23 protein-coding genes are annotated in these 25,096 nt (G+C 60.4%); 13 read left to right on the top strand and 10 right to left on the bottom strand.

The annotated features are described in order from the left end of the window. The first annotated feature begins 62 nt into the window (after positions 1-62). Entirely contained in the window at positions 63-3,959 is a 3,897-nt protein-coding gene (gene purL, locus FQ187_RS06230) for a phosphoribosylformylglycinamidine synthase (protein WP_149628814.1), read from the top strand. A gap of 5 nt (positions 3,960-3,964) precedes the next feature. Continuing rightward, positions 3,965-4,276, top strand: coding sequence for a YqfO family protein (locus FQ187_RS06225; RefSeq protein ID WP_149628813.1), 312 nt, complete (start codon positions 3,965-3,967; stop codon positions 4,274-4,276). 76 nt (positions 4,277-4,352) lie between these two features. Here FQ187_RS06225 and nagE read toward each other — a convergent pair whose 3' ends face one another. From nagE to FQ187_RS06190, 7 genes are all read right to left on the bottom strand, one after another. After that, positions 4,353-6,068: an N-acetylglucosamine-specific PTS transporter subunit IIBC gene (gene nagE, locus FQ187_RS06220; protein WP_149628812.1), complete on the bottom strand. Its 1,716-nt coding sequence runs from the start codon at positions 6,066-6,068 to the stop codon at positions 4,353-4,355. A 29-nt stretch (positions 6,069-6,097) separates the two neighbouring features. Beyond that, the gene (gene ptsP, locus FQ187_RS06215) at positions 6,098-8,614 is read right to left on the bottom strand and encodes a phosphoenolpyruvate--protein phosphotransferase (RefSeq protein ID WP_149628811.1); all 2,517 of its coding nucleotides are present in this window, start codon (positions 8,612-8,614) and stop codon (positions 6,098-6,100) included. A 141-nt stretch (positions 8,615-8,755) separates the two neighbouring features. Further along, positions 8,756-9,766, bottom strand: coding sequence for an SIS domain-containing protein (locus tag FQ187_RS06210; RefSeq protein ID WP_371925511.1), 1,011 nt, complete (start codon positions 9,764-9,766; stop codon positions 8,756-8,758). Continuing rightward, positions 9,759-10,865 (bottom strand): N-acetylglucosamine-6-phosphate deacetylase, encoded by a 1,107-nt coding sequence (nagA, locus tag FQ187_RS06205; RefSeq protein WP_149628809.1) that lies wholly within the window; start codon positions 10,863-10,865, stop codon positions 9,759-9,761. Before nagA ends, FQ187_RS06210 begins: the two co-directional genes overlap by 8 nt. Before the next feature lie 21 nt (positions 10,866-10,886). Then, the gene (locus FQ187_RS06200; RefSeq protein WP_149628808.1) at positions 10,887-11,618 is read right to left on the bottom strand and encodes a GntR family transcriptional regulator; all 732 of its coding nucleotides are present in this window, start codon (positions 11,616-11,618) and stop codon (positions 10,887-10,889) included. Between the two features lie 294 nt (positions 11,619-11,912). Further along, complete coding sequence (locus tag FQ187_RS06195; protein WP_129441472.1) at positions 11,913-12,416, bottom strand: murein L,D-transpeptidase family protein; 504 nt, start codon at positions 12,414-12,416, stop codon at positions 11,913-11,915. 64 nt (positions 12,417-12,480) lie between these two features. After that, positions 12,481-13,032: an NUDIX hydrolase gene (locus FQ187_RS06190; protein ID WP_033056401.1), complete on the bottom strand. Its 552-nt coding sequence runs from the start codon at positions 13,030-13,032 to the stop codon at positions 12,481-12,483. Between the two features lie 146 nt (positions 13,033-13,178). On the opposite strand from FQ187_RS06190, the gene FQ187_RS06185 reads away from it, so the two are divergent. The 5 genes from FQ187_RS06185 to purT all read left to right on the top strand — a co-directional run bounded on the left by FQ187_RS06185 (position 13,179) and on the right by purT (position 16,466). After that, entirely contained in the window at positions 13,179-13,778 is a 600-nt protein-coding gene (locus tag FQ187_RS06185; protein ID WP_149628807.1) for a CoA pyrophosphatase, read from the top strand. A 68-nt stretch (positions 13,779-13,846) separates the two neighbouring features. Next, on the top strand, positions 13,847-14,371 hold the full coding sequence (locus tag FQ187_RS06180; RefSeq protein WP_007954617.1) for a gamma carbonic anhydrase family protein: 525 nt from the start codon (positions 13,847-13,849) through the stop codon (positions 14,369-14,371). Next, the gene (locus FQ187_RS06175) at positions 14,368-14,583 is read left to right on the top strand and encodes a DUF1289 domain-containing protein (RefSeq protein WP_149628806.1); all 216 of its coding nucleotides are present in this window, start codon (positions 14,368-14,370) and stop codon (positions 14,581-14,583) included. Before FQ187_RS06180 ends, FQ187_RS06175 begins: the two co-directional genes overlap by 4 nt. A gap of 134 nt (positions 14,584-14,717) precedes the next feature. Then, complete coding sequence (locus FQ187_RS06170) at positions 14,718-15,185, top strand: preQ0 transporter (RefSeq protein WP_149628805.1); 468 nt, start codon at positions 14,718-14,720, stop codon at positions 15,183-15,185. A gap of 99 nt (positions 15,186-15,284) precedes the next feature. Beyond that, positions 15,285-16,466: a formate-dependent phosphoribosylglycinamide formyltransferase gene (gene purT, locus FQ187_RS06165; protein ID WP_111451373.1), complete on the top strand. Its 1,182-nt coding sequence runs from the start codon at positions 15,285-15,287 to the stop codon at positions 16,464-16,466. Positions 16,467-16,581: 115 nt separating this feature from the next. On the opposite strand, the gene FQ187_RS06160 is transcribed toward purT, so the two are convergent. The 3 genes from FQ187_RS06160 to FQ187_RS06150 form a co-directional block, all read right to left on the bottom strand. After that, complete coding sequence (locus FQ187_RS06160) at positions 16,582-17,898, bottom strand: MFS transporter (RefSeq protein ID WP_149628804.1); 1,317 nt, start codon at positions 17,896-17,898, stop codon at positions 16,582-16,584. A gap of 176 nt (positions 17,899-18,074) precedes the next feature. Continuing rightward, positions 18,075-19,319 carry a transporter associated domain-containing protein gene (locus FQ187_RS06155; RefSeq protein WP_149628803.1) on the bottom strand — a complete coding sequence of 415 codons (1,245 nt, stop codon included), beginning with the start codon at positions 19,317-19,319 and terminating at the stop codon, positions 18,075-18,077. A 12-nt stretch (positions 19,320-19,331) separates the two neighbouring features. Next, on the bottom strand, positions 19,332-20,144 hold the full coding sequence (locus FQ187_RS06150) for an inner membrane protein YpjD (protein ID WP_149628802.1): 813 nt from the start codon (positions 20,142-20,144) through the stop codon (positions 19,332-19,334). A 210-nt stretch (positions 20,145-20,354) separates the two neighbouring features. Between FQ187_RS06150 and ffh the strand changes: the two genes are divergently transcribed. The 6 genes from ffh (at position 20,355) to xerD (ending at position 24,921) form a co-directional block, all read left to right on the top strand. After that, positions 20,355-21,731 (top strand): signal recognition particle protein, encoded by a 1,377-nt coding sequence (ffh, locus tag FQ187_RS06145; RefSeq protein ID WP_149628801.1) that lies wholly within the window; start codon positions 20,355-20,357, stop codon positions 21,729-21,731. Between the two features lie 249 nt (positions 21,732-21,980). Continuing rightward, positions 21,981-22,232 carry a 30S ribosomal protein S16 gene (gene rpsP, locus FQ187_RS06140; RefSeq protein WP_007944872.1) on the top strand — a complete coding sequence of 84 codons (252 nt, stop codon included), beginning with the start codon at positions 21,981-21,983 and terminating at the stop codon, positions 22,230-22,232. Between the two features lie 5 nt (positions 22,233-22,237). Further along, a complete protein-coding gene (gene rimM / locus FQ187_RS06135; RefSeq protein ID WP_046053340.1) occupies positions 22,238-22,774 on the top strand; it encodes a ribosome maturation factor RimM in 537 nt (178 codons plus the stop codon). Continuing rightward, complete coding sequence (gene trmD / locus FQ187_RS06130; protein ID WP_154503229.1) at positions 22,756-23,529, top strand: tRNA (guanosine(37)-N1)-methyltransferase TrmD; 774 nt, start codon at positions 22,756-22,758, stop codon at positions 23,527-23,529. The genes rimM and trmD overlap by 19 nt, the downstream gene beginning before the upstream one ends. A 45-nt stretch (positions 23,530-23,574) precedes the next feature. Then, positions 23,575-23,925, top strand: coding sequence for a 50S ribosomal protein L19 (rplS, locus tag FQ187_RS06125; protein ID WP_003175895.1), 351 nt, complete (start codon positions 23,575-23,577; stop codon positions 23,923-23,925). Between the two features lie 99 nt (positions 23,926-24,024). Further along, a complete protein-coding gene (gene xerD / locus FQ187_RS06120) occupies positions 24,025-24,921 on the top strand; it encodes a site-specific tyrosine recombinase XerD (RefSeq protein WP_008151625.1) in 897 nt (298 codons plus the stop codon). The last annotated feature ends 175 nt before the right edge of the window (positions 24,922-25,096 follow it).

Here is a 25,096-nt window from a genome sequence, read left to right as displayed (position 1 = left end):
CGGCCTGTTTAGGCTAGAATGCACGGCCTCAAAGCACACCCCTTCCCGAGGCTGTCCCGAAGATGTTGATCCTGCGCGGCGCTCCTGCCCTTTCTGCCTTTCGCCACAGCAAACTCCTTGAGCAACTGAGCCAGAAGGTCCCGGCTGTCAGCGGCTTGTATGCTGAATTCGCTCACTTCGCCGAAGTTACCGGCGTCCTGACCGGCGACGAACAGCAGGTGCTCGCGCGCCTTCTGAAGTACGGCCCAAGTGTTCCCGTACAAGAGCCGACCGGTCGTCTGTTCCTGGTCTTGCCGCGGTTCGGCACCATCTCGCCATGGTCCAGTAAAGCCAGCGACATCGCTCGCAACTGCGGCCTGACGAAAATCCAGCGCCTGGAACGCGGCATCGCGTTCTACGTCGCCGGCCAGTTCAGCGACGCCGAAGCGCAGCTGATCGCAGGTGTGCTGCACGACCGCATGACCCAAATCGTCCTCGGCAACCTTGAACAAGCTGCCGGCCTGTTCAGCCACGCCGAGCCGAAACCGCTGACCGCGATCGACGTACTGGGTGGCGGCCGCGCCGCGCTGGAAAAAGCCAACACCGAGCTGGGCCTGGCCCTGGCCGAAGACGAGATCGACTACCTGGTCAACGCCTTCGTCGGCTTGAAGCGCAACCCGCACGACATCGAACTGATGATGTTCGCCCAGGCGAACTCCGAGCACTGCCGTCACAAGATCTTCAACGCCAGTTGGGACATCGACGGTCAGAGCCAGGAAAAAAGCCTGTTCGGCATGATCAAGAACACCTACGTGATGCACAGCGAAGGCGTTCTGTCGGCTTATAAGGACAACGCTTCGGTGATCGTCGGTAACGTCGCCGGTCGTTTCTTCCCGGACCCTGAAACCCGCCAGTACGGCGCGGTGCAGGAACCGGTGCACATCCTGATGAAGGTCGAAACCCACAACCACCCGACCGCGATTGCCCCGTTCCCGGGTGCATCCACTGGTTCCGGTGGCGAGATTCGCGACGAAGGCGCTACCGGCCGTGGCGCCAAGCCAAAGGCTGGCCTGACCGGTTTCACCGTGTCCAACCTGCAAATCCCGGGCTTCGAGCAGCCGTGGGAAGTGCCGTACGGCAAGCCTGAGCGCATTGTCACCGCGCTGGACATCATGATCGAAGGCCCACTGGGTGGCGCCGCGTTCAACAACGAATTCGGTCGTCCGGCCCTAACCGGTTACTTCCGTACCTTCGAACAGTCGATCACCACCCCGCGTGGCGACGAAGTTCGCGGTTACCACAAGCCGATCATGCTGGCCGGCGGTATGGGTAACATCCGTGCCGAACACGTACAGAAAGGCGAGATCACCGTCGGTTCCAAGCTGATCGTGCTCGGCGGCCCGGCGATGCTGATCGGTCTGGGTGGCGGCGCCGCTTCCTCCATGGCCACCGGCACCAGCTCGGCTGACCTGGACTTCGCTTCCGTACAGCGCGAAAACCCGGAAATGGAACGTCGCTGCCAGGAAGTCATCGACCGTTGCTGGCAGTTGGGTGAGCACAACCCGATCAGCTTCATCCACGATGTCGGCGCGGGCGGTCTGTCCAACGCCTTCCCGGAACTGGTTAACGACGGCAACCGTGGCGGTCGCTTCGAACTGCGCAACATTCCAAACGACGAGCCGGGCATGGCCCCGCACGAAATCTGGAGCAACGAATCCCAGGAACGCTACGTTCTGGCGGTCGGCCCGGCTGACTTCGAACGCTTCCAGGCGATCTGCGAGCGCGAGCGTTGCCCGTTTGCCGTTGTTGGCGAAGCCACTGCCGAGCCACAATTGACCGTCACCGACAGTCACTTCGGCAACAGCCCGGTGGACATGCCGCTCGAAGTGCTGCTGGGCAAAGCCCCACGCATGCACCGTTCGGCCGTTCGTGAAAACGAACTGGGCGACGATTTCGATCCGTCGACCCTCGAGATTGCAGACTGCGTCGAACGCGTTCTGCATCACCCGGCCGTGGCGAGCAAAAGCTTCCTGATCACCATCGGCGACCGCACCATCACCGGCCTCGTGGCCCGTGATCAGATGGTCGGCCCGTGGCAGGTTCCGGTAGCCGACGTTGCCGTCACCGCCACCAGCTTCGACGTTTACACCGGTGAAGCCATGGCCATGGGCGAGCGCACTCCGCTGGCACTGCTGGACGCTCCGGCGTCGGGCCGTATGGCCATCGGCGAAACCCTGACCAACATCGCGGCTTCGCGCATCAACAAAATCTCCGACATCAAACTGTCGGCCAACTGGATGTCCGCTGCCGGTCACCCAGGCGAAGACGCGCGTCTGTACGACACCGTCAAAGCGGTCGGCATGGAACTGTGTCCAGAACTGGGCATTACCATTCCGGTGGGCAAGGACTCCATGTCCATGGCCACCCGCTGGAACGATGAAGGCGTCGACAAGACCGTCACCTCGCCGATGTCCCTGATCGTGACCGGTTTCGCGCCAGTGGCTGACATCCGTCAGACCCTGACGCCGGAACTGCGCATGGACAAGGGCACCACCGACCTGATCCTGATCGATCTGGGCCGTGGCCAGAACCGCATGGGCGCCTCGATCCTGGCCCAGGTTCACGGCAAGCTCGGCTCGCAAGCGCCCGATGTCGACGACGCCGAAGACCTCAAAGCCTTCTTCGCCGTGATCCAGGGCCTCAACGCCGACGGTCACCTGCTGGCTTACCACGACCGTTCCGACGGTGGTCTGTTGACCAGCACCGTGGAAATGGCCTTCGCCGGCCATTGCGGTCTGAGCCTGAACCTCGACGGTCTGGCAGAAACTTCCGCCGACATCGCCGCGATCCTGTTCAACGAAGAACTGGGCGCCGTGATCCAGGTTCGCCAGGACGCTACTCCAGACATCCTCGCGCAGTTCAGCGCTGCCGGTCTGGGCGAGTGCGTGTCGGTGATCGGTCAGCCGATGAACAACGGCCAGATCAACATCACCTTCAACGGCGAAACCGTGTTCGAAGGCCAGCGTCGTCTGCTGCAACGTCAGTGGGCTGAAACCAGCTACCAGATCCAGCGTCTGCGTGATAACGCCGACTGCGCCGAGCAAGAGTTCGACGTGCTGCTGGAAGAAGACGACCCGGGCCTGAGCGTCAAGCTGAGCTACGACGTCAACCAGGACGTCGCCGCGCCTTACATCAAGAAAGGCATCCGCCCACAGGTTGCCGTGCTGCGTGAGCAGGGCGTCAACGGTCAGGTGGAAATGGCGGCCGCGTTCGACCGCGCCGGTTTCAACGCGATCGACGTGCACATGAGTGACATTCTGGCCGGCCGTGTCGACCTGAACGAGTTCAAAGGCCTGGTCGCTTGCGGTGGTTTCTCCTACGGCGACGTTCTCGGCGCCGGCGAAGGCTGGGCCAAGTCCGCGCTGTTCAACAGCCGTGCTCGCGATGCGTTCCAGGGCTTCTTCGAACGTAACGACAGCTTCACCCTCGGCGTGTGCAACGGTTGCCAGATGATGTCCAACCTGCACGAGCTGATCCCGGGCAGCGAGTTCTGGCCGCACTTCGTGCGTAACCGCTCCGAGCAGTTCGAAGCGCGCGTGGCGATGGTTCAGGTCCAGGAGTCGAACTCGATCTTCCTGCAGGGCATGGCCGGTTCGCGTATGCCGATCGCTATTGCTCACGGTGAAGGTCATGCCGAGTTCGCCAGCGAAGAAGCGTTGCTGGAAGCCGATCTGTCGGGTTGCGTGGCGATGCGTTTCGTCGACAACCACGGCAAGGTCACCGAAAACTACCCGGCCAACCCGAATGGCTCGCCGCGCGGGATCACCGGTTTGACCAGCCGTGACGGTCGCGTGACGATCATGATGCCTCACCCGGAGCGTGTGTTCCGCGCGGTGCAGAACTCGTGGCGTTCGGAAGACTGGAACGAAGACGCACCTTGGATGCGTATGTTCCGTAACGCGCGCGTCTGGGTGAACTAAGCGCCGTGTACAAGCTCATTTTTTTTGTTCCGGCCAGTCATGTGGAACAGGTCAAGGGTGCCGTATTCGCCGCCGGTGGCGGGCGGATCGGTGCTTATGACCATTGCGCCTGGCAAGTGCTCGGCCTCGGCCAGTTTCGCCCGTTGGATGGCAGTCAGCCGTTTATTGGTGAAGCGGGGCAGGTCGAGCAGGTTGAGGAATGGAAGGTTGAGCTTGTGGTGGCGGATGAGTTGATGGTGGCCGTGGTGGCAGCATTGAAACTCAGTCATCCCTACGAGACACCGGCTTATGAGGTGTGGCGGCTGGAGGATTTCTGATCTTCCAGATCGCTGAAATGAAAAACCCGCTGAAGTGATTTCAGCGGGTTTTTTATTGCCCGGGAGGACCCACAATTTAAACCTTGGCACTCACCTCACTGCGATTCACCAACGCATTCAGCGCATCATTCAAACTCGCTGCCTTGTCGCCAACCAACAGATGCCAAACGCCGCCGTCCAACTGACTCACACCCTGGCAACCCAACGCCTTCAAATCACACTCCGACAAGGCCTTGCCGTCCGCCAGTTGCAGCCGTATCCGGGTCATGGCGATGCAATCCATCTGCACCACGTTCTCGCCGCCACCCAAAGCGTTCAGCCATTGCTGTGCTTCTGAATTCGCCACCGCCGCAGGTTTCGGGGTATCGATCATCGCAGCGGGGGAGGAAATGATCGCACGCCCCAAAGCAGGCATCGCCAAGCGAATCTCATCGGCAATGCTGTCGGCCATCGGCCCGACCACCACCTGCAAACTCCCACCCTTGCCCGGACGCACAACCGCCATCGCACCCAGCGCTTTCAACTCCACATCGTTTACCTTGTTGCGATCCACCATGTCCAGCCGCAGCCGAGTGGTGCACGCACCCACGGTGATCAAATTCTGTGCACCACCCAGCGCCTTGATGTAAGCCCCGGCCCGTTCATTCTCGGCGATGACTACTTTGTCGCCCTTCAGAACATCTTCACGCCCCGGCGTCTTCAAGTTGAACCGACGAATGCAGAAATCAAACACCACGTAGTAGATCACCGCATACGCCAGGCCGACCGGTACCATCAACCAGCCGTTGGTGGATTTTCCCCAGCCGAGAATCATGTCGATCAAACCACCGGAAAACGTAAACCCGAGGTGAATGTTCAGCAGGTTGGTGATCGCCATCGATAGCCCCGTCAGCAACGCATGCACTAGATAAAGCAGCGGCGCGAGGAACATGAAGGCGAATTCTATCGGCTCAGTCACACCGGTTAAAAACGACGTCAGCGCCATCGACAGGAAGATCCCGCCCATGACCTTGCGGCGTTCCGGCAAAGCATTGCGGTACATCGCCAGGCACGCGGCGGGCAGACCGAAGATCATCATCGGGAACATGCCGGTCATGAACTGGCCGCCCTTCGGGTCACCGGCGAAGTAGCGCGACAGGTCGCCGGTGACGATGGCTCCGGTGGTCGGGTCAGTGAAGTTGCCGAAGACGAACCACGCCATGTTGTTGAGGATGTGGTGCAGCCCGGTGACGATCAGCAGGCGGTTGAAAACGCCAAAGACGAACGCGCCGAAGCTGCCGCTCTCCATCATCAACGTGCCGAAGCTGTTGATGCCGTATTGGATGGGTGGCCAGATCAAGCCGAAGATGACGCCCAGGCCGACGGCGGCGAACCCGGTGACAATCGGCACAAAGCGCCGGCCGCCAAAGAATGCCAGGTACTCCGGGAGCTTGATGTCCTTGAAACGGTTGTACAGCGCGCCCGCCATCAAGCCGCTGACGATCCCGGCGAGCATGCCCATGTTGATGCTCGCGTCGAGCACCTTGAGGGTGGAGATCATCACCAGGTAGCCAATCACCCCGGCCAGACCTGCGGTGCCGTTGTTGTCCTTGGCGAAACCGACTGCGATGCCGATGGCGAAGATCATCGCCAGGTTGGCGAAGATCACCTGGCCGGCGTCGTGGATGATCGCGATGTTCAGCAGGTCGGTGTCGCCCAGACGCAGCAACAGGCCGGCGATGGGAAGGATCGCGATCGGCAGCATCAGCGCGCGGCCGAGGCGCTGCAGGCCTTCGATGAAGTATTGGTACATGGCGTATCTCCCTGGATTTTTGTTGTTGTTCAGCTCAGAGGCCATTGCTGGTGACAGGCGTGACGCACAGCAGCGGCGCTGCTCAACTTGAGCAGGTCCTGGCTGAGGCGTCGGCATTCGCTCGCGTCCAGGTGGCGGACGCGGTCCTTGATTTCACCGATCTGTACCGGGCTGACCGACAACTCGCTGACGCCCAGGCCAATCAAAACCGGCGTGGCCAGAGGATCGGAGGCCAGCGCGCCGCAGACACCGACCCAACGGTTATGCACCGCAGCACCGGCGCAGGTCTGGGCGATCAGCCGCAGCAGCGCCGGGTGCATGGCGTCTACCCGCGAAGCGAGGCCGGCGTGGTCGCGGTCCATGGCCAGGGTGTATTGCGACAAGTCGTTGGTTCCGATGGACAGGAAGTCCGCATGCTCTGCAAGCTGCTCGGCCAGCAGCGCGGCGGCCGGGACTTCGATCATCACGCCCAGTTCTGGACGCTCAAGCACACCGAGTTCAGTGCACAACGCGTCGAGACGCTGGCGGATGTGCAGCAACTCATCGACTTCGGTCACCATCGGCAACAGGATCCGGCAACGCGAAAGTGGACTGACATGCAGCAAGGCGCGCAGTTGCTGATCGAGGATTTCCGGACGGACCTGAGCCAAGCGAATGCCGCGCAGGCCAAGCACTGGATTGGCCTCCGCCGGCAGCGGCAGGTAGTCGAGTTGTTTGTCGCCGCCAACGTCGATGGTGCGGATGATCACCGACTTGTCGCCCATGGCGTCGAGCACGGCTTGATAGGCGGCGCGCTGTTCCTCTTCGTCCGGCGCGGTGCTGCGATCCACAAACAGAAACTCGGTACGCAGCAAGCCGACGCCGTCGGCGCCATTGGCCAGGGCATCAGCCGCTTCGGCGCTGGAGGCCACATTGGCGGCGACTTCAATCTGCAAACCGTCGAGCGTCAGCGCCGGGGTGTGAGCCTGAGCCTGTTGCTCGGCGCGGCGCTGTTGATGATCGAGTTGTGCTTGATGCACCTCGGCCAAACGTTCGGCACTGGGCATCAGTTCGAGGCGACCGCCATCGGCATCCAACACAACCGCTTGGCCTTGCTGCTGATCCAGCAGCGTAGAACCCAGTGCAACCATGCACGGCAAGCCTTTGCCTCGCGCGAGAATCGCCACGTGGGAAGTCGCGCCGCCCTCAACCATGCACAACCCGGCGACACCTTGCTGACTGAGTTGCAGCAGATCGGACGGCGTCAATTCTTGCGCGGCGACAATGGCGCCGGCCGGCACGTCGTAGTGCCAGGTTTCGCCGAGCAGGGCGCGCAGCACGCGTTGTTTGAGGTCGCGCAGATCGTTGGCGCGTTCGGCCAACAACAGGCTGCCGAGTTGCTGGAGCACCTCGCACTGCACGTCGATCGACTGGCTCCAGGCGTGGGTCGCGGCCATGCCCTGGTTGATGGAAGTGTTCGCCGCGTCTAGCAACGCCGGGTCTTCGAGCAGGGCGAGGTGCGCGGCAAAGATCGCTTCTTCGTCGGTGTTTTTATGTTTCCTGGCTTGGGCCAGCGTGTGGTCGATTTCACTGCGCACAACGGTCAGCGCGGTGTCGAGAACGTGTAGCTGTTGCTCGGGATCATGGTTGCCGGCGTCCTCCGGCAGGCTGATAGCGGTCAAGCGGAACAACGGCCCGCCAACCAAACCGGGAGCGGCGCAGACGCCGTGCAGCACATCCGCTTCGGCCGCTCGAGTGCGTCGGGCAATCGGTGTCGGCGCGGCGGCGTGGCTGTCTTCGGCCAATGCTGTGGATAACGCGATCAGCAACGCTTGCAACGCGGCTTCGGCGTCCGGGCCCTGGCAGCTGACCTGAACCTCGTCCTGTTCGCCAACGGCCAAACCCATCAGTCCGATCAAGCTGTCGCAGGTCGCCGATTTCCCAGCGAAATGCAGCTGCGATTTGCTCTTGAAACCTTGCGCCGTCTGACGAATCAGCGCCGCCGGACGAGCATGCAGCCCGCCACGATGGGCGATGCGAACGTAACCATGAATTTCTTCCCCGGATAGCTCCGCTTCAGCCTGCGCACCCGACGCGTGCCGACGAATGATATGCAGCAATGGCTCGCCAACTTTCACTGACTTCAGCGTGATCGGCCGCGCCTGAAAGTCCTGGCTGTTGGTCAGGATCATCAAGCTGACCAGGCTTTTGCACTGTTGCGCGACCTTGTCCAGGTCATAGCGCAACAACGGTTGGCCGTTGCTGACTCGCGCGCCTTCCTTGACCAGCATCGAGAAGCCTTCGCCCTGCAACTCGACGGTGTCGAGGCCCAGGTGCAGCAGCAATTCGGCGCCGTTGTCGGCACGCAGGGTGACGGCGTGGCCGGTGCGCGCGACGTGCACCACGACGCCGGCGCACGGGGCATGGAGGGTGTCGTTCAGCGGATCGATGGCGATCCCGTCGCCCATGGCGCCGCTGGCGAACACCGGGTCCGGAACTTTGGCGAGCGTCAGCACCGGGCCGCTGAGCGGGGCGCTGAGGGTCAGCTCTTTATTATTGTTGTGCATGGCTCGGTCTCATCAGGAAATACGGTTCGGATCAACTCGCCCTGTAGCAGCTGTCGAGTGAAACGAGGCTGCGATCTTTTGATTCTGCGTTGAAAAGATCGCAGCCTCGTTTCACTCGACAGCTGCTACAGGGTTCTCCACTCAGTGCGTGCGGGTCACTTTGCTCAAGTGCCGCGGCTGGTCCGGGTCCATGCCTCGGGCGACGGCCAGGCCTGCGGCCATGACGTAGAAACTCTGGATCGCCAGAATCGGGTCGAGGGCCGGGTGCTCGGCGCGGGTCAGGGTGAGGTCGCGTTCGGCAACATCATCCGGTGCGGCCAGCAATACGCGGGCACCGCGCTGGCGCATGTCGGCGGCGAGGCTCAGCAAACCGGCTTGCTCGGCGCCGCGAGGGGCGAAGATCAGCAGTGGATAATTTTCGTCGATCAACGCCATCGGGCCGTGACGGACCTCGGCGCTGCTGAAGGCTTCGGCCTGGATCGCCGAGGTTTCCTTGAATTTCAACGCGGCTTCCTGGGCGATGGCGAAACCGGCGCCACGGCCGATCACCATCAGTCGCTGGCAATCACGCAGGGCGTCGATGGCCGGGCTCCAGTCCTGTTTCGCCGCCTCGCGCAAACCTTCCGGCAGCGCGAGGCCGGCCTCCAGCAATTGCGCATCCTCTTTCCAGTGGGCGATCAAACGGGCGCTGGCGCTGAGGGTGGCGATAAAACTCTTGGTCGCGGCGACGCTGCTTTCGGTGCCGGCGCACAGCGGCAGGCTGAACTCACACGCGGCCTCCAGCGGCGAACTCTCGGCGTTGACCATCGAGATGCTTAGGGCGCCGCGCTTGCGCAGCAGACGCATGCTGTTCACCAGATCGGGACTTTGCCCGGACTGCGAGAAGGCGAACGCCACTTGGCCGCTGACCTTCAGCGGTGCTTGCAGCATGGTCACCACCGACATCGGCAACGACGCCACCGGGAAGCCCAACTGCTGCATGGTCAGGTAGGCAAAATAACTGGCGGCATGATCGGAGCTGCCGCGAGCGACCGTCATCACCACTTGCGGTGGCTGACGGCGCAGGCGCCCGGCGATCTCGATCATCTGCGGGTCGAGTTGCTGCAATTGGGCTTGCACGGCCTCGAACGAGGACAGCGCCTCTTCAAGCATTTTTGAAGTCAATGTCTTCTCCTTCGACCATGACGGCGGTCAGTGTGAGTGAGCGATCCAGCCGCACGCAGTCGGCCCAGCTGCCGGGTTGCAGGCGCCCGCGTTCGTTGAGGCCGAGGTAGTCGGCGGGGAATTGCGAAAGACGTTGCGAGGCCTCGGCGATCGGCAAACCGATCTTCACCAGATTGCGCAAAGCCTGATCCATGGTCAGCGTGCTGCCGGCCAGAGTGCCGTCGGGCAAGCGCACACCGCCCAGGCATTTGGTCACGGTGTGGCTGCCGAGCTTGTATTCACCGTCGGGCATGCCGGCGGCGGCGGTGGAGTCGGTGACGCAATACAGGCACGGGATTGAACGCAGGGCCACACGGATGGCGCCGGGGTGCACGTGCAGCAAGTCCGGAATCAACTCGGCGTATTTGGCGTGGGCCAGTGCCGCGCCGACGATGCCCGGCTCGCGGTGATGCAGCGGGCTCATGGCGTTGTAGAGGTGGGTGAAACTGCTGGCACCGGCTTCAAGCGCGGCCACGCCTTCCTCGTAACTGCCGAGGGTGTGGCCAATTTGCATCCGCACGCCGCGAGCGCTGAGGTCACGGATCAAGGCGTCGTGGCCGGCGATTTCCGGGGCGATGGTGATCACCCGGATCGGCGCCAGTGCCAGATATTCTTCGACTTCGGCCATCAACGCGGTGTGGGCGAAATTCGGTTGGGCGCCAAGTTTGCCGGGGTTGATGTACGGGCCTTCGAGGTGCACGCCAAGGACTCGGGCGCTGCCTTTCGGGCGCCGCTCGCAATATTCGCCGACGGCTTTGAGCACGCTGGAAATTTCTTCCGGCGGCGCGGTCATGGTGGTCGCCAGCAGCGAGGTCGTACCGAAACGCACGTGGGTTTTGGTGATGGTCTCGAAGGCTGGCGCACCTTCCATGATGTCTTTTCCGCCGCCGCCATGAACGTGTAGGTCGATGAAACCCGGCAGCAGGTAAGGCAGGTCGTTGTCGGCTGGATCGCACGGTTGGCCTTCGATCGACACGACCTTACCGTGTTCGTGAATCAGCCGGCCGTGAACCCAGCCGTGGGCGGTGAGGATGTTGTCTTCGGACATGATTGGTTCTCGTTTGCTTGTCTAGCGACGAAGCTCTGCGACAAAGTCGTAATAGTCGTTGCGGCAGTAGGTGTCGGTGACTTCGATCGGCGTGTTGTCTTCCAGGTAACCGACCCGGGTCATCAGCAGCATGGCGGTGCCGGGCGCGATGCCCACCAGGGCGGCGAATTCGTCCGAGGCGTTGATCGCCTGAATGTGCTGCAGGGCGCGGACGATCGGCTTGCCGATGCCGTCGAGGTATTCGTACAGGGAGTCGCCCACGGCTTGCGGCTTGGGAATGATCGAGGCGGGTAGGGTGCTCATCTCGATCGCCATTACCGTGTCGTCGGCTTTACGCAGACGCTTGAGCCGCGCGACCTTGTCGTTCGGCGAGAGGCCGAGGCGGATCAGTTCTTCGTGGGTTGGCGGAGTGATTTCACGTTCCAGCCATTGCGAGCCGGGGACGAAGCCCTTCAGCCGCAGCATCTCGCTGAAACCCGAGAGACGCGACAGCGGTTGTTCCAGGCGCGGGGTGATGAAGGTGCCGGAACCCTGGTTGCGGCGAATCAGGCCTTGCTCGAACAGAACTTCCAGCGCTTTGCGTGCAGTGACCCGGGAGATGCCCAGCATTTCGCTGAGGTTGCGCTCCGACGGCATCGCCTGTTCGGCTTTCCACTGGCCGGCATGGATCGCCGCTTCCAGATTGCGCGCCAGTTGCAGGTACAACGGCGTGGGCTGGGTGTCGTCAGGGCGTAGGGCGTGGAGGTCATTCATGTAGGTTTGGTCCGATGCGGATATAGGATTGTTGTCGCCCGGTGGTGGGGTGAAAACTAATACCACTTAAATACCATGTCAATGAGACCACTTTGCTGTTGGCGCGGGAAAGCCTGCCCTGATTGATGGGTAATAGGGTTGCTGGTTTGAAGTGGTATTAGCGGTGGGGGTTTTGAAAGCAAAGATCGCAGCCTGCGGCAGCTCCTACGGGTGAAATTGGTATCTACCCGGTAGGCGCTGCCGCAGGCTGCGATCTTTTGAATTTATTTTTTCGAGGGCGACCGAAGGTAGCCTTTACGGACGGATTTCGATCATCGTGCCGTCCGGCACCAAACCCCAAACCTCGCGCATGTCCATGTTGCGCATGGCAATGCAGCCGTCGGTCCAGTCCAGCGTGTGGAACAGGTCTTCGGGGTTTTCTTCAGTGTCCGGGGTGCCGTGGATCATGATCATGCCACCGGGTTCGACGCCTTCACGCCGGGAGCGCGCGGAGTCACTGATGTTCGGGTATGAGATGTGCATCGCCAGATTGAAACGGTCACTGACCTTGCGCCAGTCCAGCCAGTAAAAACCTTCAGGCGTGCGTTTGTCGCCTTCCATGAGTTTCGGGCCGATGGGTCTTTTTCCCAATGAGATGCGATAGGTCTTGATCGGCTTGCCGTCATTGATCAATTGCATTTGGTGGGCGGACTTGAGTACGAGAACTTTTTCGATGACTTTGCCGTCCAGGGTTTCAGCGACGGAAGCCTGGGAGATAGCAACGAACGACAAGCAAAACACGGCAAGCAACCAGCGCATTGAAACGATATCCCTAAGAGGTGTCGCGACTATTTAGTTATAGGTGATTTTAGATCAAGGAGCTTTATGTAATGGCAGGCTGAGCAAGCGGTGGGATCGACTCGGACCGCACGGGGTAGACCTCGGTCCGCCGGTCAGCGAAGAAGCATTCTAAGGTACGGCCCACCGTGCGGAAAGCCAGCTCGGACCAAGGGATGTCGGCTTCTTCGAAAAGCGCTACTTCCAGGCTCTCGGGACCCGCGCAAAAGTCCAGGTCCACTAGCTCGGCGCGGAAGAACACATGCACCTGGCTGATGTGCGGCACGTCGATCAGCGTATAGATGCTCAGGTTGCGCACCCGCGCGCAGGCTTCTTCGGCCGTCTCGCGAATGGCCGCCTGCTCGATGGTTTCACCGTTTTCCATGAAGCCGGCGGGCAGGGTCCAATAACCGAGCCGAGGCTCGATGGCGCGTCGGCACAGCAAGACCTTGGAGCCCCAGGTCGCCACGCAACCGGCGACGATATTGGGGTTCTGATAGTGAATCGCCTGACAGCTGTCACAGACAAAACGCAGGCGTGAATCGCCCTCGGGAATGCGCTGGGTGACCGGGTTGCCGCACTGACTGCAAAATTTCATGCTTGGGTTCCTGAATGCTGCGCCTATCTTGGCGTGCGGCGGTGTCTGTCGGCAAGTTGTCGTTTAGCGACATGCAGTGGTTATGGGGTTGGGCGGTCGGTTCGATTGGTGCATGATGCGAGGTAGCGAATAAATCGAGAAGTCTCATGCTGGACGAGCTACTGCATCGAGTAAGCAACCACACCCCACGCACACTGGAAACCGACAAACGTTTCCCTGAAGCCGCGGTACTGGTGCCCATCACTCGCAGTGACGAACCGGAACTGGTTCTGACCCTGCGCGCCAGCGGGCTCTCGACCCATGGCGGCGAAGTCGCCTTTCCCGGCGGGCGACGCGACCCTGAAGACCCGGACCTTATTTTCACCGCCTTGCGCGAAGCCGAAGAAGAAATCGGTCTGCCGCCGGGGCTGGTCGAAGTGATCGGCCCGCTGAGCCCGTTGATCTCCCTGCACGGCATCAAGGTCACACCCTATGTCGGTGTGATTCCGGACTTTGTCGAGTACCGGGCCAACGATGCCGAGATTGCCGCAGTCTTCAGCGTACCGCTGGAGTTCTTCCGCAAGGATCCGCGCGAACACACCCATCGAATCGATTACCAGGGGCACAGTTGGTACGTGCCGAGCTATCGCTATGGCGAGTACAAAATCTGGGGCCTGACGGCGATTATGATCGTCGAGTTGATCAACCTGCTCTATGACGCCAAAATCAGCCTGCACGAGCCACCCAAGACGTTTATCAACACCTGAAGCCATCGCTCGTATGGCGCGAACCCCGCTTTTTGCACGTGAGCCAGCCTGGCCTTGAGGACAATAAGATGAAATATCGCCTGGGCGACGCCCGCGTCGAAACCCATCCGCAGAGCTGGGTCGCACCCAATGCCGTGCTGGTGGGTAAGGTCAAACTGGAAGAGGGCGCCAACGTCTGGTTCAACGCTGTGCTGCGTGGCGACAACGAACTGATCCTGATCGGCAAGAACAGCAACGTCCAGGACGGCACGGTGATGCACACCGACATGGGTTACCCGCTGACCATCGGCACCGGCGTGACCATCGGCCATAACGCCATGCTTCATGGCTGCACGGTGGGCGATTACAGCTTGATCGGGATTAACGCGGTGATCCTCAACGGCGCGAAAATCGGCAAGAACTGCATCATCGGCGCCAACTCACTGATTGGTGAGGGCAAGGAGATTCCAGACGGTTCGCTGGTCATGGGCTCTCCCGGCAAAGTGGTGCGCGAGCTGACCGAGCCGCAGAAAAAAATGCTGGAGGCCAGCGCTGCCCACTATGTGCATAACTCGCAACGTTATGCCCGCGATCTGGTTGAGCAGGAAGAATGAGCACGCCCGAGCGCCCGGTTCGATCGCCTTGCGTGAATATCTGCGCGCTGGACGAGGACGATATTTGCACCGGGTGTCAGCGCACAGTTGAGGAGATCACGCGCTGGAGCCGGATGGACAACGAAGAGCGGCGCAAGGTGTTGGGGTTGTGCCATGAGCGGGCGAAGTCGAGCGGGTTACTTTGGATGATCAACAAAACGCCTGACCTGTAGAAGCTGACGAGTGCAACTAGGCTGCGATTTTTTGATCTTGCCTTTAAAAACAACGTCAAAAGATCGCAGCCTCGTTGCACTCGTCAGCTCCTACGGTACTCTGTGCGCCAAATTGACAGGTATCCCGCTGCCCCATGTTCTTCCTGATCGCTTACATCAGCAGCGTCGTGCTGATCAACTTCGCCTTTTCCACCGCCCCGCACCTGGACATCATCTGGTCGGCTTGGGGTGGTTTGGTGTTCGTTTTGCGCGATATGGTGCAAACCCGTTTCGGCCATGGCGCGATCGCGGCGATGCTGGCAGCGCTGGTGTTGTCCTACGTGACGTCCGATCCCTCCATCGCGCTGGCCAGCGCCACTGCGTTCGCGGTGTCCGAATGCATCGATTGGCTGGTGTTCAGCATCACCAAGCGTCCCTTGCACGACCGCCTGTGGATAAGTTCGGCCCTGAGTATTCCCCTCGACACCTTCATTTTCTTCGGCATGATCGATGCGTTCACTCCAGGCGTGATCCTCACCGCCATGGGCTCGAAGTTCGCGGGCGTAACCATTGTCTGGATCGCAATGGCCTGGCGCCTGCGCAAGAACGCGATTCCCGGTTAAAGCCAAACCCCTCGGTTCATGTAAAATGCCGCGCTTTCTCCCCATGGGAAGCGCGCCAGGCGCTGCGACCCTCGATGATCCGCTTCTTGAGGACCTGAGATGACCCGTATCGGAACTCCATTGTCGCCAACCGCGACCCGCGTATTGCTGTGTGGCTGTGGCGAGTTGGGCAAGGAGGTGGTGATCGAGCTGCAACGCCTGGGCGTTGAAGTGATTGCCGTGGATCGCTACGCCAATGCGCCAGCCATGCAGGTCGCCCATCGCAGCCATGTGATCAACATGCTCGACGGCGCCGCCCTGCGAGCGGTGATCGAAGCCGAAAAGCCGCATTTCATCGTGCCGGAAATCGAAGCCATTGCCACCGCGACCCTCGTGGAACTGGAAGCCGAAGGCTTCACCGTGATCCCGACCGCTCGCGCCGCGCAGTTGACCATGAACCGCGAAGGCATCCGTCGCCTGGCCGCTGAAGAGCTGGACCTGCCGACCTCGCCGTACCACTTCGCCGACACCTTCGAGGATTACAGCAAGGCTGTCGAAGACCTCGGCTTCCCATGTGTGGTTAAACCGGTGATGAGCTCGTCGGGCAAAGGTCAGAGCCTGCTGCGCAGCGCCGATGACGTGAAAACCGCTTGGGATTACGCTCAAGAAGGCGGCCGTGCCGGTAAAGGCCGCGTGATCATCGAAGGCTTTATCGACTTCGACTACGAAATCACCCTGTTGACCGTGCGTCACGTTGGCGGCACTACGTTCTGCGCGCCAGTCGGTCACCGTCAGGAGAAGGGCGACTATCAGGAATCCTGGCAGCCACAAGCCATGAGTCCGATTGCCTTGGCCGAATCCGAGCGCGTTGCCAAAGCCGTCACTGAAGCCTTGGGTGGCCGTGGTCTGTTTGGTGTTGAGCTGTTCATCAAAGGCGATCAAGTCTGGTTCAGCGAAGTCTCGCCGCGTCCACATGACACCGGTCTGGTGACGTTGATTTCCCAGGACCTGTCGCAGTTCGCGCTGCACGCACGGGCGATTCTGGGCCTGCCGATTCCATTGATTCGTCAGTTCGGCCCATCGGCTTCGGCGGTGATTCTGGTGGAAGGGCAGTCGACACAGACGGCTTTCGCCAATCTCGGTGCTGCGTTGAGCGAACCGGATACTGCGTTGCGTCTGTTCGGCAAGCCTGAGGTCAATGGTCAGCGTCGGATGGGTGTGGCGTTGGCGCGGGATGAGTCGATTGAAGCGGCTCGTGCTAAAGCGACCCGCGCTTCCCAGGCTGTTGTTGTAGAGTTGTAAACCGAGTCGCGGCTATCGCGAGCACGCTCGCTCCCACATGGGAATTGGGGTGTACACACAATCTGTGGCCAACCAAGAACCCTGTGGGAGCGAGATTGCTCGCGATGGCGATCTGTCAGGCAACCCGATTCAGATCGTTATTGCGCGTTTCCTTCAGGCACAGTACAGCAATCAAGCTCAGCACCGCCGCCCCCGACACATACCCGCCGACATAACTCAAGCCACCCATCGCGACCAGCTTCTGTGCGAAGAACGGCGCCGCCGAGGCCCCGACAATGCCGCCCAGGTTGTAGGCTGCCGACGCACCGGTATACCGCACGTGAGTGGGGAATAGTTCCGGCAGCAGAGCACCCATCGGCGCAAACGTCACGCCCATCAGAAACAGCTCGATGCACAGGAACAGCGCCACGCCCCACGTCGAGCCTTGGGTCAGCAGCGGCTCCATCAGGAAGCCGGACAGAATCGCCAGCACACCGCCGATGATCAACACTGGTTTGCGCCCGTAACGATCACTGGCCCAGGCCGACAGCGGCGTAGCGGCGGCCATGAACAGCACGGCGAAGCACAGCAGTGCGAGGAAGGTCTCGCGGGTGTAGCCGAGCGTCGACACGCCATAGCTCAGCGAAAACACCGTCGAGATATAGAACAGCGCGTAGCACACCACCATCGCCCCGGCACCCAGCAACATCGGCGCCCAATATTGGCTGAACAGCTCGACCAGCGGGATCTTCACCCGCTCCTGGCGAGCCATTGCGTTGGCAAACACCGGGGTTTCGTGGAGCTTGAGGCGCACGTACAGACCAACCATCACCAGCGCGGCACTGAGCAGGAACGGAATCCGCCAGCCCCACGAGCGGAACTGCTCGTCGTTCAGGGTCATGGCCAGCGTCAGAAACAGCCCATTGGCCGCGAGGAAGCCGATCGAGGGGCCGAGCTGTGGGAACATGCCAAACCAGGCGCGTTTACCCTTGGGCGCATTCTCGGTGGCCAGCAGCGCCGCGCCGCCCCATTCGCCGCCGAGTCCCAGGCCCTGGCCGAAGCGCAGCACGCAGAGCAGGATCGGCGCCCAGGCCCCAATGCTGTCGTAACCCGGGAGCACGCCGATCAGCGTGGTGCATACGCCCATCAGCAGCAGCGAGGCAACCAGCGTCGATTTGCGCCCGGTGCGGTCACCGAAGTGGCCGAAAAGCGCCGATCCTAGCGGTCGAGCCAGGAAGGCGATGCCGAAGGTGAGGAACGCCGACAGCATCTGTGCCGTGCCGGAAGTCTGCGGAAAGAATACCGGACCGATCACCAGCGCAGCGGCAGTGGCATAGACGTAGAAGTCGTAGAACTCGATGGCGGTGCCGATGAAACTCGCGGTCGCCACGCGGGTGGCGGAGTTCGTCGGCTGCGCAGGCGCGGTGTCGTTATAAGTCGTGCTGGTCGTCATGCGGTTATCCCTGACAGTCATGTGCCCCAGTGGAGCGAATTATTATGGTCGAACACCCAGGGATGTGGGCTTAACGCGGAGTGCGGGTAGCACTTGGGTATGGCGGGGCTTGGATAAGCGGCTCGATTATAGAAAGGCGGCTAACGATTCAACAAGGGCAAAAAGATCGCCGCGATCTATCGTGCAGGTACAACCGCTGGGGCCGAACTCGTATGCCAGATGAGCACTCGCGAGACCCGATTGTCTTCAGTCTCCAGAATCTCCAGCCGATAACGCCCGATCTTCAGGCATACCGCACTGTCCGGAATCGTCTCCAGCGCCTCGGTCACCAACCCGTTGAGGGTTTTCGGACCGTCGCTCGGCAAGTGCCAGCCCAGGCTCTTGTTCAATTCGCGAATCGACGCTGCACCTTCGATCACCAGGCGGCCATCGGCCTGTGGATGGATGTGCGGGTTATCCAGGCTGTGCTGGCTTTCGAACTCGCCGACGATTTCTTCGAGAATGTCTTCCAGAGTCACGACACCGAGCACTTCGCCGTACTCGTCGACCACCATGCCCAGGCGTCGCTGTTGTTTGTGGAAATTCAACAGCTGCAGTTGCAACGGGGTGCTTTCCGGCACGAAGTAAGGGTCGTGACAGGCTGCCAGCAGTGCCTCTCGGGTCAGACTGGCGTCGGACAGCAGATGGCGGATCTGCCGGGTATTGAGCACCGCCTCGACCTGATTGATGTCGCTGTGGAAAACCGGCAAGCGCGTGCGTTTATTGGCGCGAAGCTGCTCGATGATTTCCTCGAGGGAGTCGTCCAGATTGACCCCGTCGACGTCACTGCGTGGCACCAGAATGTCGTTGACCGTGATGTTGTCCAGCGCATGGATGCCTGCCAGCGGGTGTGGGCGGCAGACGGCGTGTTCGTGATTGTCGAGCCGATCGTTCGGGGCCTGGTCTTCGCTCTGCTGCACCACGTTGACTTTGCGGGCGAACGGTCGCATCAGCAGCTGGCTTATGCCATTGAGCAACCAGGCGGCGGGATAGATGATTTTCAGTGGCGCGCCAAGCAAGGTGTTGCCCAGGGTCAGGACGGCGTCCGGATAACGGACGGCGAGGGTACGCGGCAGGTAGTCAGCGAACACCAGAAGCGCGGCGCCAGCCCCCAGGCAGGCCACCCATGGACCGTTTTCCGCCCAAGTGAAAATCGCCAGCAAGGTGCTAATGACCACGACCAGTGCGCGGCACAGGGTGTTGCAGAGGATCAGGCTATTGAGCGAAAAGCTCAGTTTTGCCACCGGCTTGTCGCTCGAACGCGAAGCGGTCCGCTGGGCGAGCAAGTACTGTTGCGCAGCTTCGATGGCGGTAAACAGCCCCGACCATAAAATCAGCAGGGCCACTACCGCGAGCATCGGCCCTATGGGCAAGTCGTCCATTAATGCCGCCCGTCAGATATGCAGGATGTATTCACGAACCAGCTTACTGCCGAAATAGGCCAGCATCAGCAGGCAGAAACCGGCGAGGGTCCAGCGAATGGCCTTGTGTCCGCGCCAGCCGAGGTGGTTACGGCCCCAGAGCAGCACGCTGAAAACGATCCAGGCGAGGCATGCCAGCAAGGTTTTGTGCACCAGGTGCTGGGCGAACAGGTTGTCGACGAACAGCCAGCCGGAGATCAGCGATAGCGACAGCAGGGTCCAGCCGGCCCAGAGGAAACCGAACAGCAGGCTTTCCATGGTTTGCAGCGGCGGGAAGTTCTTGATCAGGCCGGACGGGTGTTTGTGCTTGAGCTGATGGTCTTGAACCAGCAGCAGCAACGCCTGGAATACCGCGATGGTGAACATGCCGTAGGCGAGGATCGACAGCAGGATGTGGGCGAGGATGCCCGGTTCTTCGTCGATGATCTGCACGGTGCCGGCGGGGGCGAACTGTGCGAGCAGCACGGTGGCGGCACCGAGCGGGAACAGCAATATAAGCAGGTTTTCCACAGGGATCCGCGAGCAGGCCAACAGCGTCAGGGCAATCACCGCGGCGGCAATCAGGCTGGCGGCGCTGAAAAAATCCAGGCCCAGGCCAATCGGTGTCAGCAGATGGGTGAACAGACTGGCGCTATGAGCCAGCACGGCGAGTACGCCGAGCGTGACCAGCAGGCGTTTGTTCGCCTTGGCACCGGTGGCCAGACGAGTGCCCTGATAGAGAGTCGCAGCGGCATATAAGCAGGCGGCGGCGAGGGTAGTTAGCAGACTGGGTGACAAGGGGAGCATAAATCCTGTTAGGCAAGCCCGAAAGGCGCTGAGTTTGGCATAGAACCCCCGCAGCACGAAAGACCATGCAACCTGACGACGAGGTGTCCGCCAGACGCAGTCTTCGCTATAATCCGCGACCTGCCCACGCCGCAGGCTCGCCGAGCACATGTTTATTCCGGTCTGGGCCGCCATTATCCCGGTCTACACAGGGCCTGAAAGGATCGCGCAATGTTTGAAAACTTAACCGACCGTCTCTCGCAGACGCTGCGCCATGTCACCGGCAAGGCCAAGCTGACCGAGGACAACATCAAAGACACCCTGCGCGAAGTGCGCATGGCGTTGCTCGAAGCTGACGTCGCCTTGCCGGTCGTCAAGGACTTCGTCAATTCGGTCAAGGAACGCGCCGTCGGCACCGAGGTGTCGCGCAGCCTGACGCCGGGCCAGGCCTTCGTGAAGATCGTCCAGGCCGAGCTCGAAAGCCTGATGGGCGCGGCCAACGAAGACTTGAACCTGAGCGCCGTTCCTCCAGCCGTCGTGCTGATGGCCGGTTTGCAGGGGGCGGGTAAAACCACCACCGCCGGCAAACTCGCGCGCTTCCTTAAAGAGCGCAAGAAGAAGTCGGTCATGGTCGTGTCTGCGGACGTTTACCGTCCGGCGGCGATCAAGCAGCTGGAAATGCTCGCGGGTGAAGTCGGCGTTACCTTCTTCCCGTCCGACCTGAGCCAGAAGCCGGTCGACATCGCGCAAGCGGCTATTAAAGAAGCAAAACTGAAATTCATCGACGTGGTCATCGTCGATACCGCCGGTCGCCTGCACATCGATGAAGAGATGATGGGCGAGATCAAGGCGCTGCATGCCGCGATCAACCCGGTCGAAACGCTGTTCGTGGTCGACGCCATGACCGGTCAGGACGCCGCCAACACGGCCAAGGCCTTTGGCGACGCGCTGCCGCTGACCGGTGTGATCCTGACCAAGGTCGACGGCGACGCCCGTGGCGGTGCTGCACTGTCGGTGCGCGCCATCACCGGTAAGCCGATCAAGTTCATCGGTATGGGCGAGAAGAGCGAAGCGCTCGAGCCGTTCCATCCTGAGCGTATTGCTTCGCGCATCCTTGGTATGGGCGACGTACTCAGCCTGATCGAGCAGGCCGAGCAGACCCTCGATAAGGACAAGGCCGACAAACTGGCCAAGAAGCTGAAGAAGGGCAAGGGCTTCGACCTCGAAGACTTCCGCGATCAGTTGCAACAGATGAAAAACATGGGCGGCCTCGGCGGCCTCATGGACAAACTGCCAAATATCGGCGGCATGAACCTGGCGCAGATGGGCAACGCTCAGGGTGCGGCCGAGAAACAATTCAAGCAGATGGAAGCCATCATCAATTCCATGACCCCGGCCGAGCGCCGCGACCCTGAGCTGATCAGCGGTTCGCGCAAACGCCGGATCGCCATGGGTTCCGGCACTCAGGTGCAGGACATCGGTCGCTTGATCAAGCAGCACAAGCAGATGCAGAAGATGATGAAGAAATTCTCCGCAAAAGGCGGAATGGCCAAAATGATGCGCGGCATGGGCGGTATGTTGCCCGGCGGCGGCATGCCGAGAATGTAAATAATTTACGCAGGGGCTTGCCCTTGCACCTCCCACACGGAAGTGGGATCTCCAGCAAACCCGCACTTGGCGGGAGCTGACTGGCCGTTTTCAACGACGGCTCTATAGCAAATCTTGATGGCGACTGAAAGGCCGCCGGAAAAAGTCATTTGCAAAAGTCCGGATATTCCTTAGAATATGCGGCCTTTCGGGCACCTATGCCCGCTGTGCCTTTAGATTTGCAGCACCGACTACAGGAACGATGTTCACATGCTAACAATCCGTCTTGCCCTTGGCGGCTCCAAAAAGCGCCCGTTTTACCACTTGACCGTAACCGACAGCCGCAACCCGCGCGACGGTTCGCACAAGGAACAGGTTGGTTTCTTCAACCCTGTTGCTCGTGGTCAAGAAGTCCGTCTGTCCGTGAACCAAGAGCGCGTAGCCTACTGGCTGAGCGTTGGTGCACAACCTTCTGAGCGTGTTGCTCAGTTGTTGAAGGACGCGGCTAAGGCTGCGGCCTGAGCAATATGAACGCGACGCCAGCTGTTGCTGATGATTTGATCGTTATTGGCAAAATTTATTCGGTTCATGGCGTTCGCGGCGAAGTGAAGGTGTATTCCTTTACTGATCCGACTGAAAACCTGTTGCAGTACAAAACCTGGACGCTCAAGCGCGAAGGTAATGTGAAACAGGTCGAGCTGGTCAGCGGACGCGGGAGCGACAAGTTCCTGGTCGCAAAGCTCAAGGGTCTTGATGATCGTGAAGAAGCGCGTCTTCTGGCTGGTTATGAGATCTGCGTGCCGCGCAACCTGTTCCCTGAATTGACCGACGGCGAGTACTACTGGTACCAGCTGGAAGGTCTGAAGGTCATTGATCAACTCGGGCAATTGCTCGGGAAAATCGATCATCTTCTGGAAACCGGCGCCAATGATGTAATGGTGGTCAAGCCTTGCGCTGGCAGCCTGGATGATCGCGAACGCCTGTTGCCCTATACGGAGCAATGCGTGTTGGCCGTCGACCTTGCCGCAGGCGAGATGAAGGTGGAATGGGATGCGGACTTCTAAGCGTGGCTAACTTGCGCGTAGAAGTGATCAGTTTGTTTCCCGAGATGTTCTCCGCCATCAGCGAGTACGGCATCACCAGTCGTGCGGTGAAACAGGGGCTCTTGCAGCTCACCTGTTGGAATCCGCGAGACTACACGACGGATCGACATCACACTGTGGACGATCGCCCATTTGGCGGTGGTCCGGGCATGGTGATGAAGATCAAGCCCCTGGAAGATGCGTTGGTTCAGGCCAAGGCAGCAGCCGGGGAGGCGGCGAAGGTAATTTACCTGTCCCCCCAAGGCCGTCAACTGACTCAGTCGGCGGTACGCGAGTTGGCGAATCTGGATGCATTGATCCTGATTGCCGGCCGCTATGAAGGCATTGACGAGCGCTTTATAGAGGCTCATGTCGATGAAGAGTGGTCGATTGGCGACTATGTACTGTCTGGCGGCGAGCTGCCGGCGATGGTCCTGATCGATGCGGTTACACGACTGCTGCCTGGAGCTTTAGGGCATGCGGACTCCGCCGAGGAAGATTCCTTTACGGATGGTTTGCTGGATTGCCCGCACTACACCCGACCGGAGGTGTATGCGGATCAGCGTGTTCCCGACGTGTTGCTAAGTGGCAATCACGCGCATATCCGGCGTTGGCGTTTACAGCAGTCCCTTGGTAGGACCTTTGAACGACGCGCCGATCTTCTGGAAAGCCGCTCGCTTTCTGGAGAAGAGAAGAAGCTGCTCGAGGAATACATCCGCGAGCGGGACGATAGTTAACAACGTATCGATGGTAGATCCGACGATTTACCTTAGGAGCACAGCATGACTAACAAAATCATCCTTGCACTCGAAGCAGAGCAGATGACCAAAGAGATCCCTACCTTTGCCCCGGGCGACACCATTGTCGTTCAGGTGAAAGTGAAGGAAGGCGACCGTTCGCGTCTGCAAGCGTTCGAAGGTGTTGTTATCGCCAAGCGTAACCGCGGCGTAAACAGTGCTTTCACCGTTCGTAAAATCTCCAACGGTGTTGGCGTAGAGCGTACTTTCCAGACCTACAGCCCGCAAATCGACAGCATGGCCGTTAAACGTCGCGGTGACGTACGTAAAGCCAAGCTGTACTACCTGCGTGACCTGTCCGGTAAAGCAGCTCGCATCAAGGAAAAACTGGCTTAAGTCCAGCTTCCGATGCAGAAAAAAGCAGCCTACGGGCTGCTTTTTTGTTGCCTGCGATTTATCTTCCTTGGCCGTACTGTCGGTCTTGCCTGAGCCTTTATGCCCGCCATCGATCATCCCCTGATAGACCAATTCCTCGACGCTCTGTGGCTGGAGAAAGGTCTTTCCGACAACACCCGCGATGCCTATCGCAGCGACCTGGCCCTGTTCAACGGTTGGCTGCAGGAAAAAGGGTTGGAGTTGATCAATGCCGGGCGCGAGTTGATTCTCGATCACCTGGCCTGGCGCCTGGAGCAAAACTACAAACCCCGTTCCACCGCACGATTTCTCTCCGGTGTGCGTGGCTTTTATCGCTATCTGTTGAGGGAAAAGCTGATCGCCGTCGATCCGACTTTGCGTGTCGATATGCCGCAACTGGGTAGGCCGTTGCCCAAATCCCTGTCGGAAGCGGATGTGGAGGCCTTGTTAAAAGCGCCTGACCTGAGCGAAGCCATCGGCCAACGCGACCGCGCCATGCTCGAAGTGCTTTATGCCTGCGGCTTGCGTGTGACGGAACTGATCAGCCTGACACTGGAGCAGGTCAATCTGCGCCAAGGTGTGCTGCGAGTGATGGGCAAGGGCAGCAAGGAGCGGTTGGTGCCGATGGGCGAGGAGGCGATTGTCTGGGTCGAGCGTTACCTGCGCGATGGCCGCCAGGAGCTGCTTGGCGGGCGTCCCAGCGATGTCATGTTTCCCAGTCAGCGCGGCGAGCAGATGACTCGGCAGACCTTCTGGCATCGCATCAAGCACCAGGCCAAGGTGGCCGGGATCGGCAAGTCGCTGTCGCCGCACACCTTGCGCCATGCCTTCGCCACACACTTGCTCAACCACGGCGCCGACCTGCGGGTAGTGCAAATGCTGCTCGGCCACAGCGATCTGTCGACCACGCAGATCTACACCCACGTCGCCCGCGCCCGCTTGCAAGACCTGCACGCCAAACACCATCCCAGAGGCTAACCGCAACCCTTGTAATTGGATGGACTCGCCCAAGCCGAGGCGTCAATCCGCCACGGTGGCAGTCTAAACAGCCAACGACAGCGAGGGCGAGTCCATGAAAAATCATAGTTCGATTGATCAATCCCTGTCTTCTTCCGATTTGTCGGCCTGCACAACCGTGGCGGTCGATCTGGCC

The organism is Pseudomonas sp. ANT_J28 (genome assembly GCF_008370005.1).
GTDB lineage: Bacteria > Pseudomonadota > Gammaproteobacteria > Pseudomonadales > Pseudomonadaceae > Aquipseudomonas > Aquipseudomonas frigoris.
Note: the sequence above shows the minus strand (reverse complement) of the source record. Positions and strands in the feature narration are given on the sequence as shown.

What these genes read in the sequence shown, in the direction of transcription:
- FQ187_RS06160 (WP_149628804.1), bottom strand. Translation starts at nt 17,898, where the DNA reads ATGACGACCAGCACGACTTATAACGACACCGCGCCTGCGCAGCCGACG.
- FQ187_RS06175 (WP_149628806.1), top strand. Translation starts at nt 14,368, where the DNA reads ATGAGCACGCCCGAGCGCCCGGTTCGATCGCCTTGCGTGAATATCTGC.
- FQ187_RS06185 (WP_149628807.1), top strand. Translation starts at nt 13,179, where the DNA reads ATGCTGGACGAGCTACTGCATCGAGTAAGCAACCACACCCCACGCACA.
- FQ187_RS06200 (WP_149628808.1), bottom strand. Translation starts at nt 11,618, where the DNA reads ATGAATGACCTCCACGCCCTACGCCCTGACGACACCCAGCCCACGCCG.
- purL (WP_149628814.1), top strand. Translation starts at nt 63, where the DNA reads ATGTTGATCCTGCGCGGCGCTCCTGCCCTTTCTGCCTTTCGCCACAGC.
- nagA (WP_149628809.1), bottom strand. Translation starts at nt 10,865, where the DNA reads ATGTCCGAAGACAACATCCTCACCGCCCACGGCTGGGTTCACGGCCGG.
- FQ187_RS06195 (WP_129441472.1), bottom strand. Translation starts at nt 12,416, where the DNA reads ATGCGCTGGTTGCTTGCCGTGTTTTGCTTGTCGTTCGTTGCTATCTCC.
- rimM (WP_046053340.1), top strand. Translation starts at nt 22,238, where the DNA reads ATGAACGCGACGCCAGCTGTTGCTGATGATTTGATCGTTATTGGCAAA.
- trmD (WP_154503229.1), top strand. Translation starts at nt 22,756, where the DNA reads ATGGGATGCGGACTTCTAAGCGTGGCTAACTTGCGCGTAGAAGTGATC.
- rplS (WP_003175895.1), top strand. Translation starts at nt 23,575, where the DNA reads ATGACTAACAAAATCATCCTTGCACTCGAAGCAGAGCAGATGACCAAA.
- rpsP (WP_007944872.1), top strand. Translation starts at nt 21,981, where the DNA reads ATGCTAACAATCCGTCTTGCCCTTGGCGGCTCCAAAAAGCGCCCGTTT.
- ffh (WP_149628801.1), top strand. Translation starts at nt 20,355, where the DNA reads ATGTTTGAAAACTTAACCGACCGTCTCTCGCAGACGCTGCGCCATGTC.
- ptsP (WP_149628811.1), bottom strand. Translation starts at nt 8,614, where the DNA reads ATGCACAACAATAATAAAGAGCTGACCCTCAGCGCCCCGCTCAGCGGC.
- purT (WP_111451373.1), top strand. Translation starts at nt 15,285, where the DNA reads ATGACCCGTATCGGAACTCCATTGTCGCCAACCGCGACCCGCGTATTG.
- nagE (WP_149628812.1), bottom strand. Translation starts at nt 6,068, where the DNA reads ATGTACCAATACTTCATCGAAGGCCTGCAGCGCCTCGGCCGCGCGCTG.
- FQ187_RS06180 (WP_007954617.1), top strand. Translation starts at nt 13,847, where the DNA reads ATGAAATATCGCCTGGGCGACGCCCGCGTCGAAACCCATCCGCAGAGC.
- FQ187_RS06170 (WP_149628805.1), top strand. Translation starts at nt 14,718, where the DNA reads ATGTTCTTCCTGATCGCTTACATCAGCAGCGTCGTGCTGATCAACTTC.
- FQ187_RS06150 (WP_149628802.1), bottom strand. Translation starts at nt 20,144, where the DNA reads ATGCTCCCCTTGTCACCCAGTCTGCTAACTACCCTCGCCGCCGCCTGC.
- FQ187_RS06155 (WP_149628803.1), bottom strand. Translation starts at nt 19,319, where the DNA reads ATGGACGACTTGCCCATAGGGCCGATGCTCGCGGTAGTGGCCCTGCTG.
- xerD (WP_008151625.1), top strand. Translation starts at nt 24,025, where the DNA reads ATGCCCGCCATCGATCATCCCCTGATAGACCAATTCCTCGACGCTCTG.
- FQ187_RS06210 (WP_371925511.1), bottom strand. Translation starts at nt 9,766, where the DNA reads ATGCTTGAAGAGGCGCTGTCCTCGTTCGAGGCCGTGCAAGCCCAATTG.
- FQ187_RS06190 (WP_033056401.1), bottom strand. Translation starts at nt 13,032, where the DNA reads ATGAAATTTTGCAGTCAGTGCGGCAACCCGGTCACCCAGCGCATTCCC.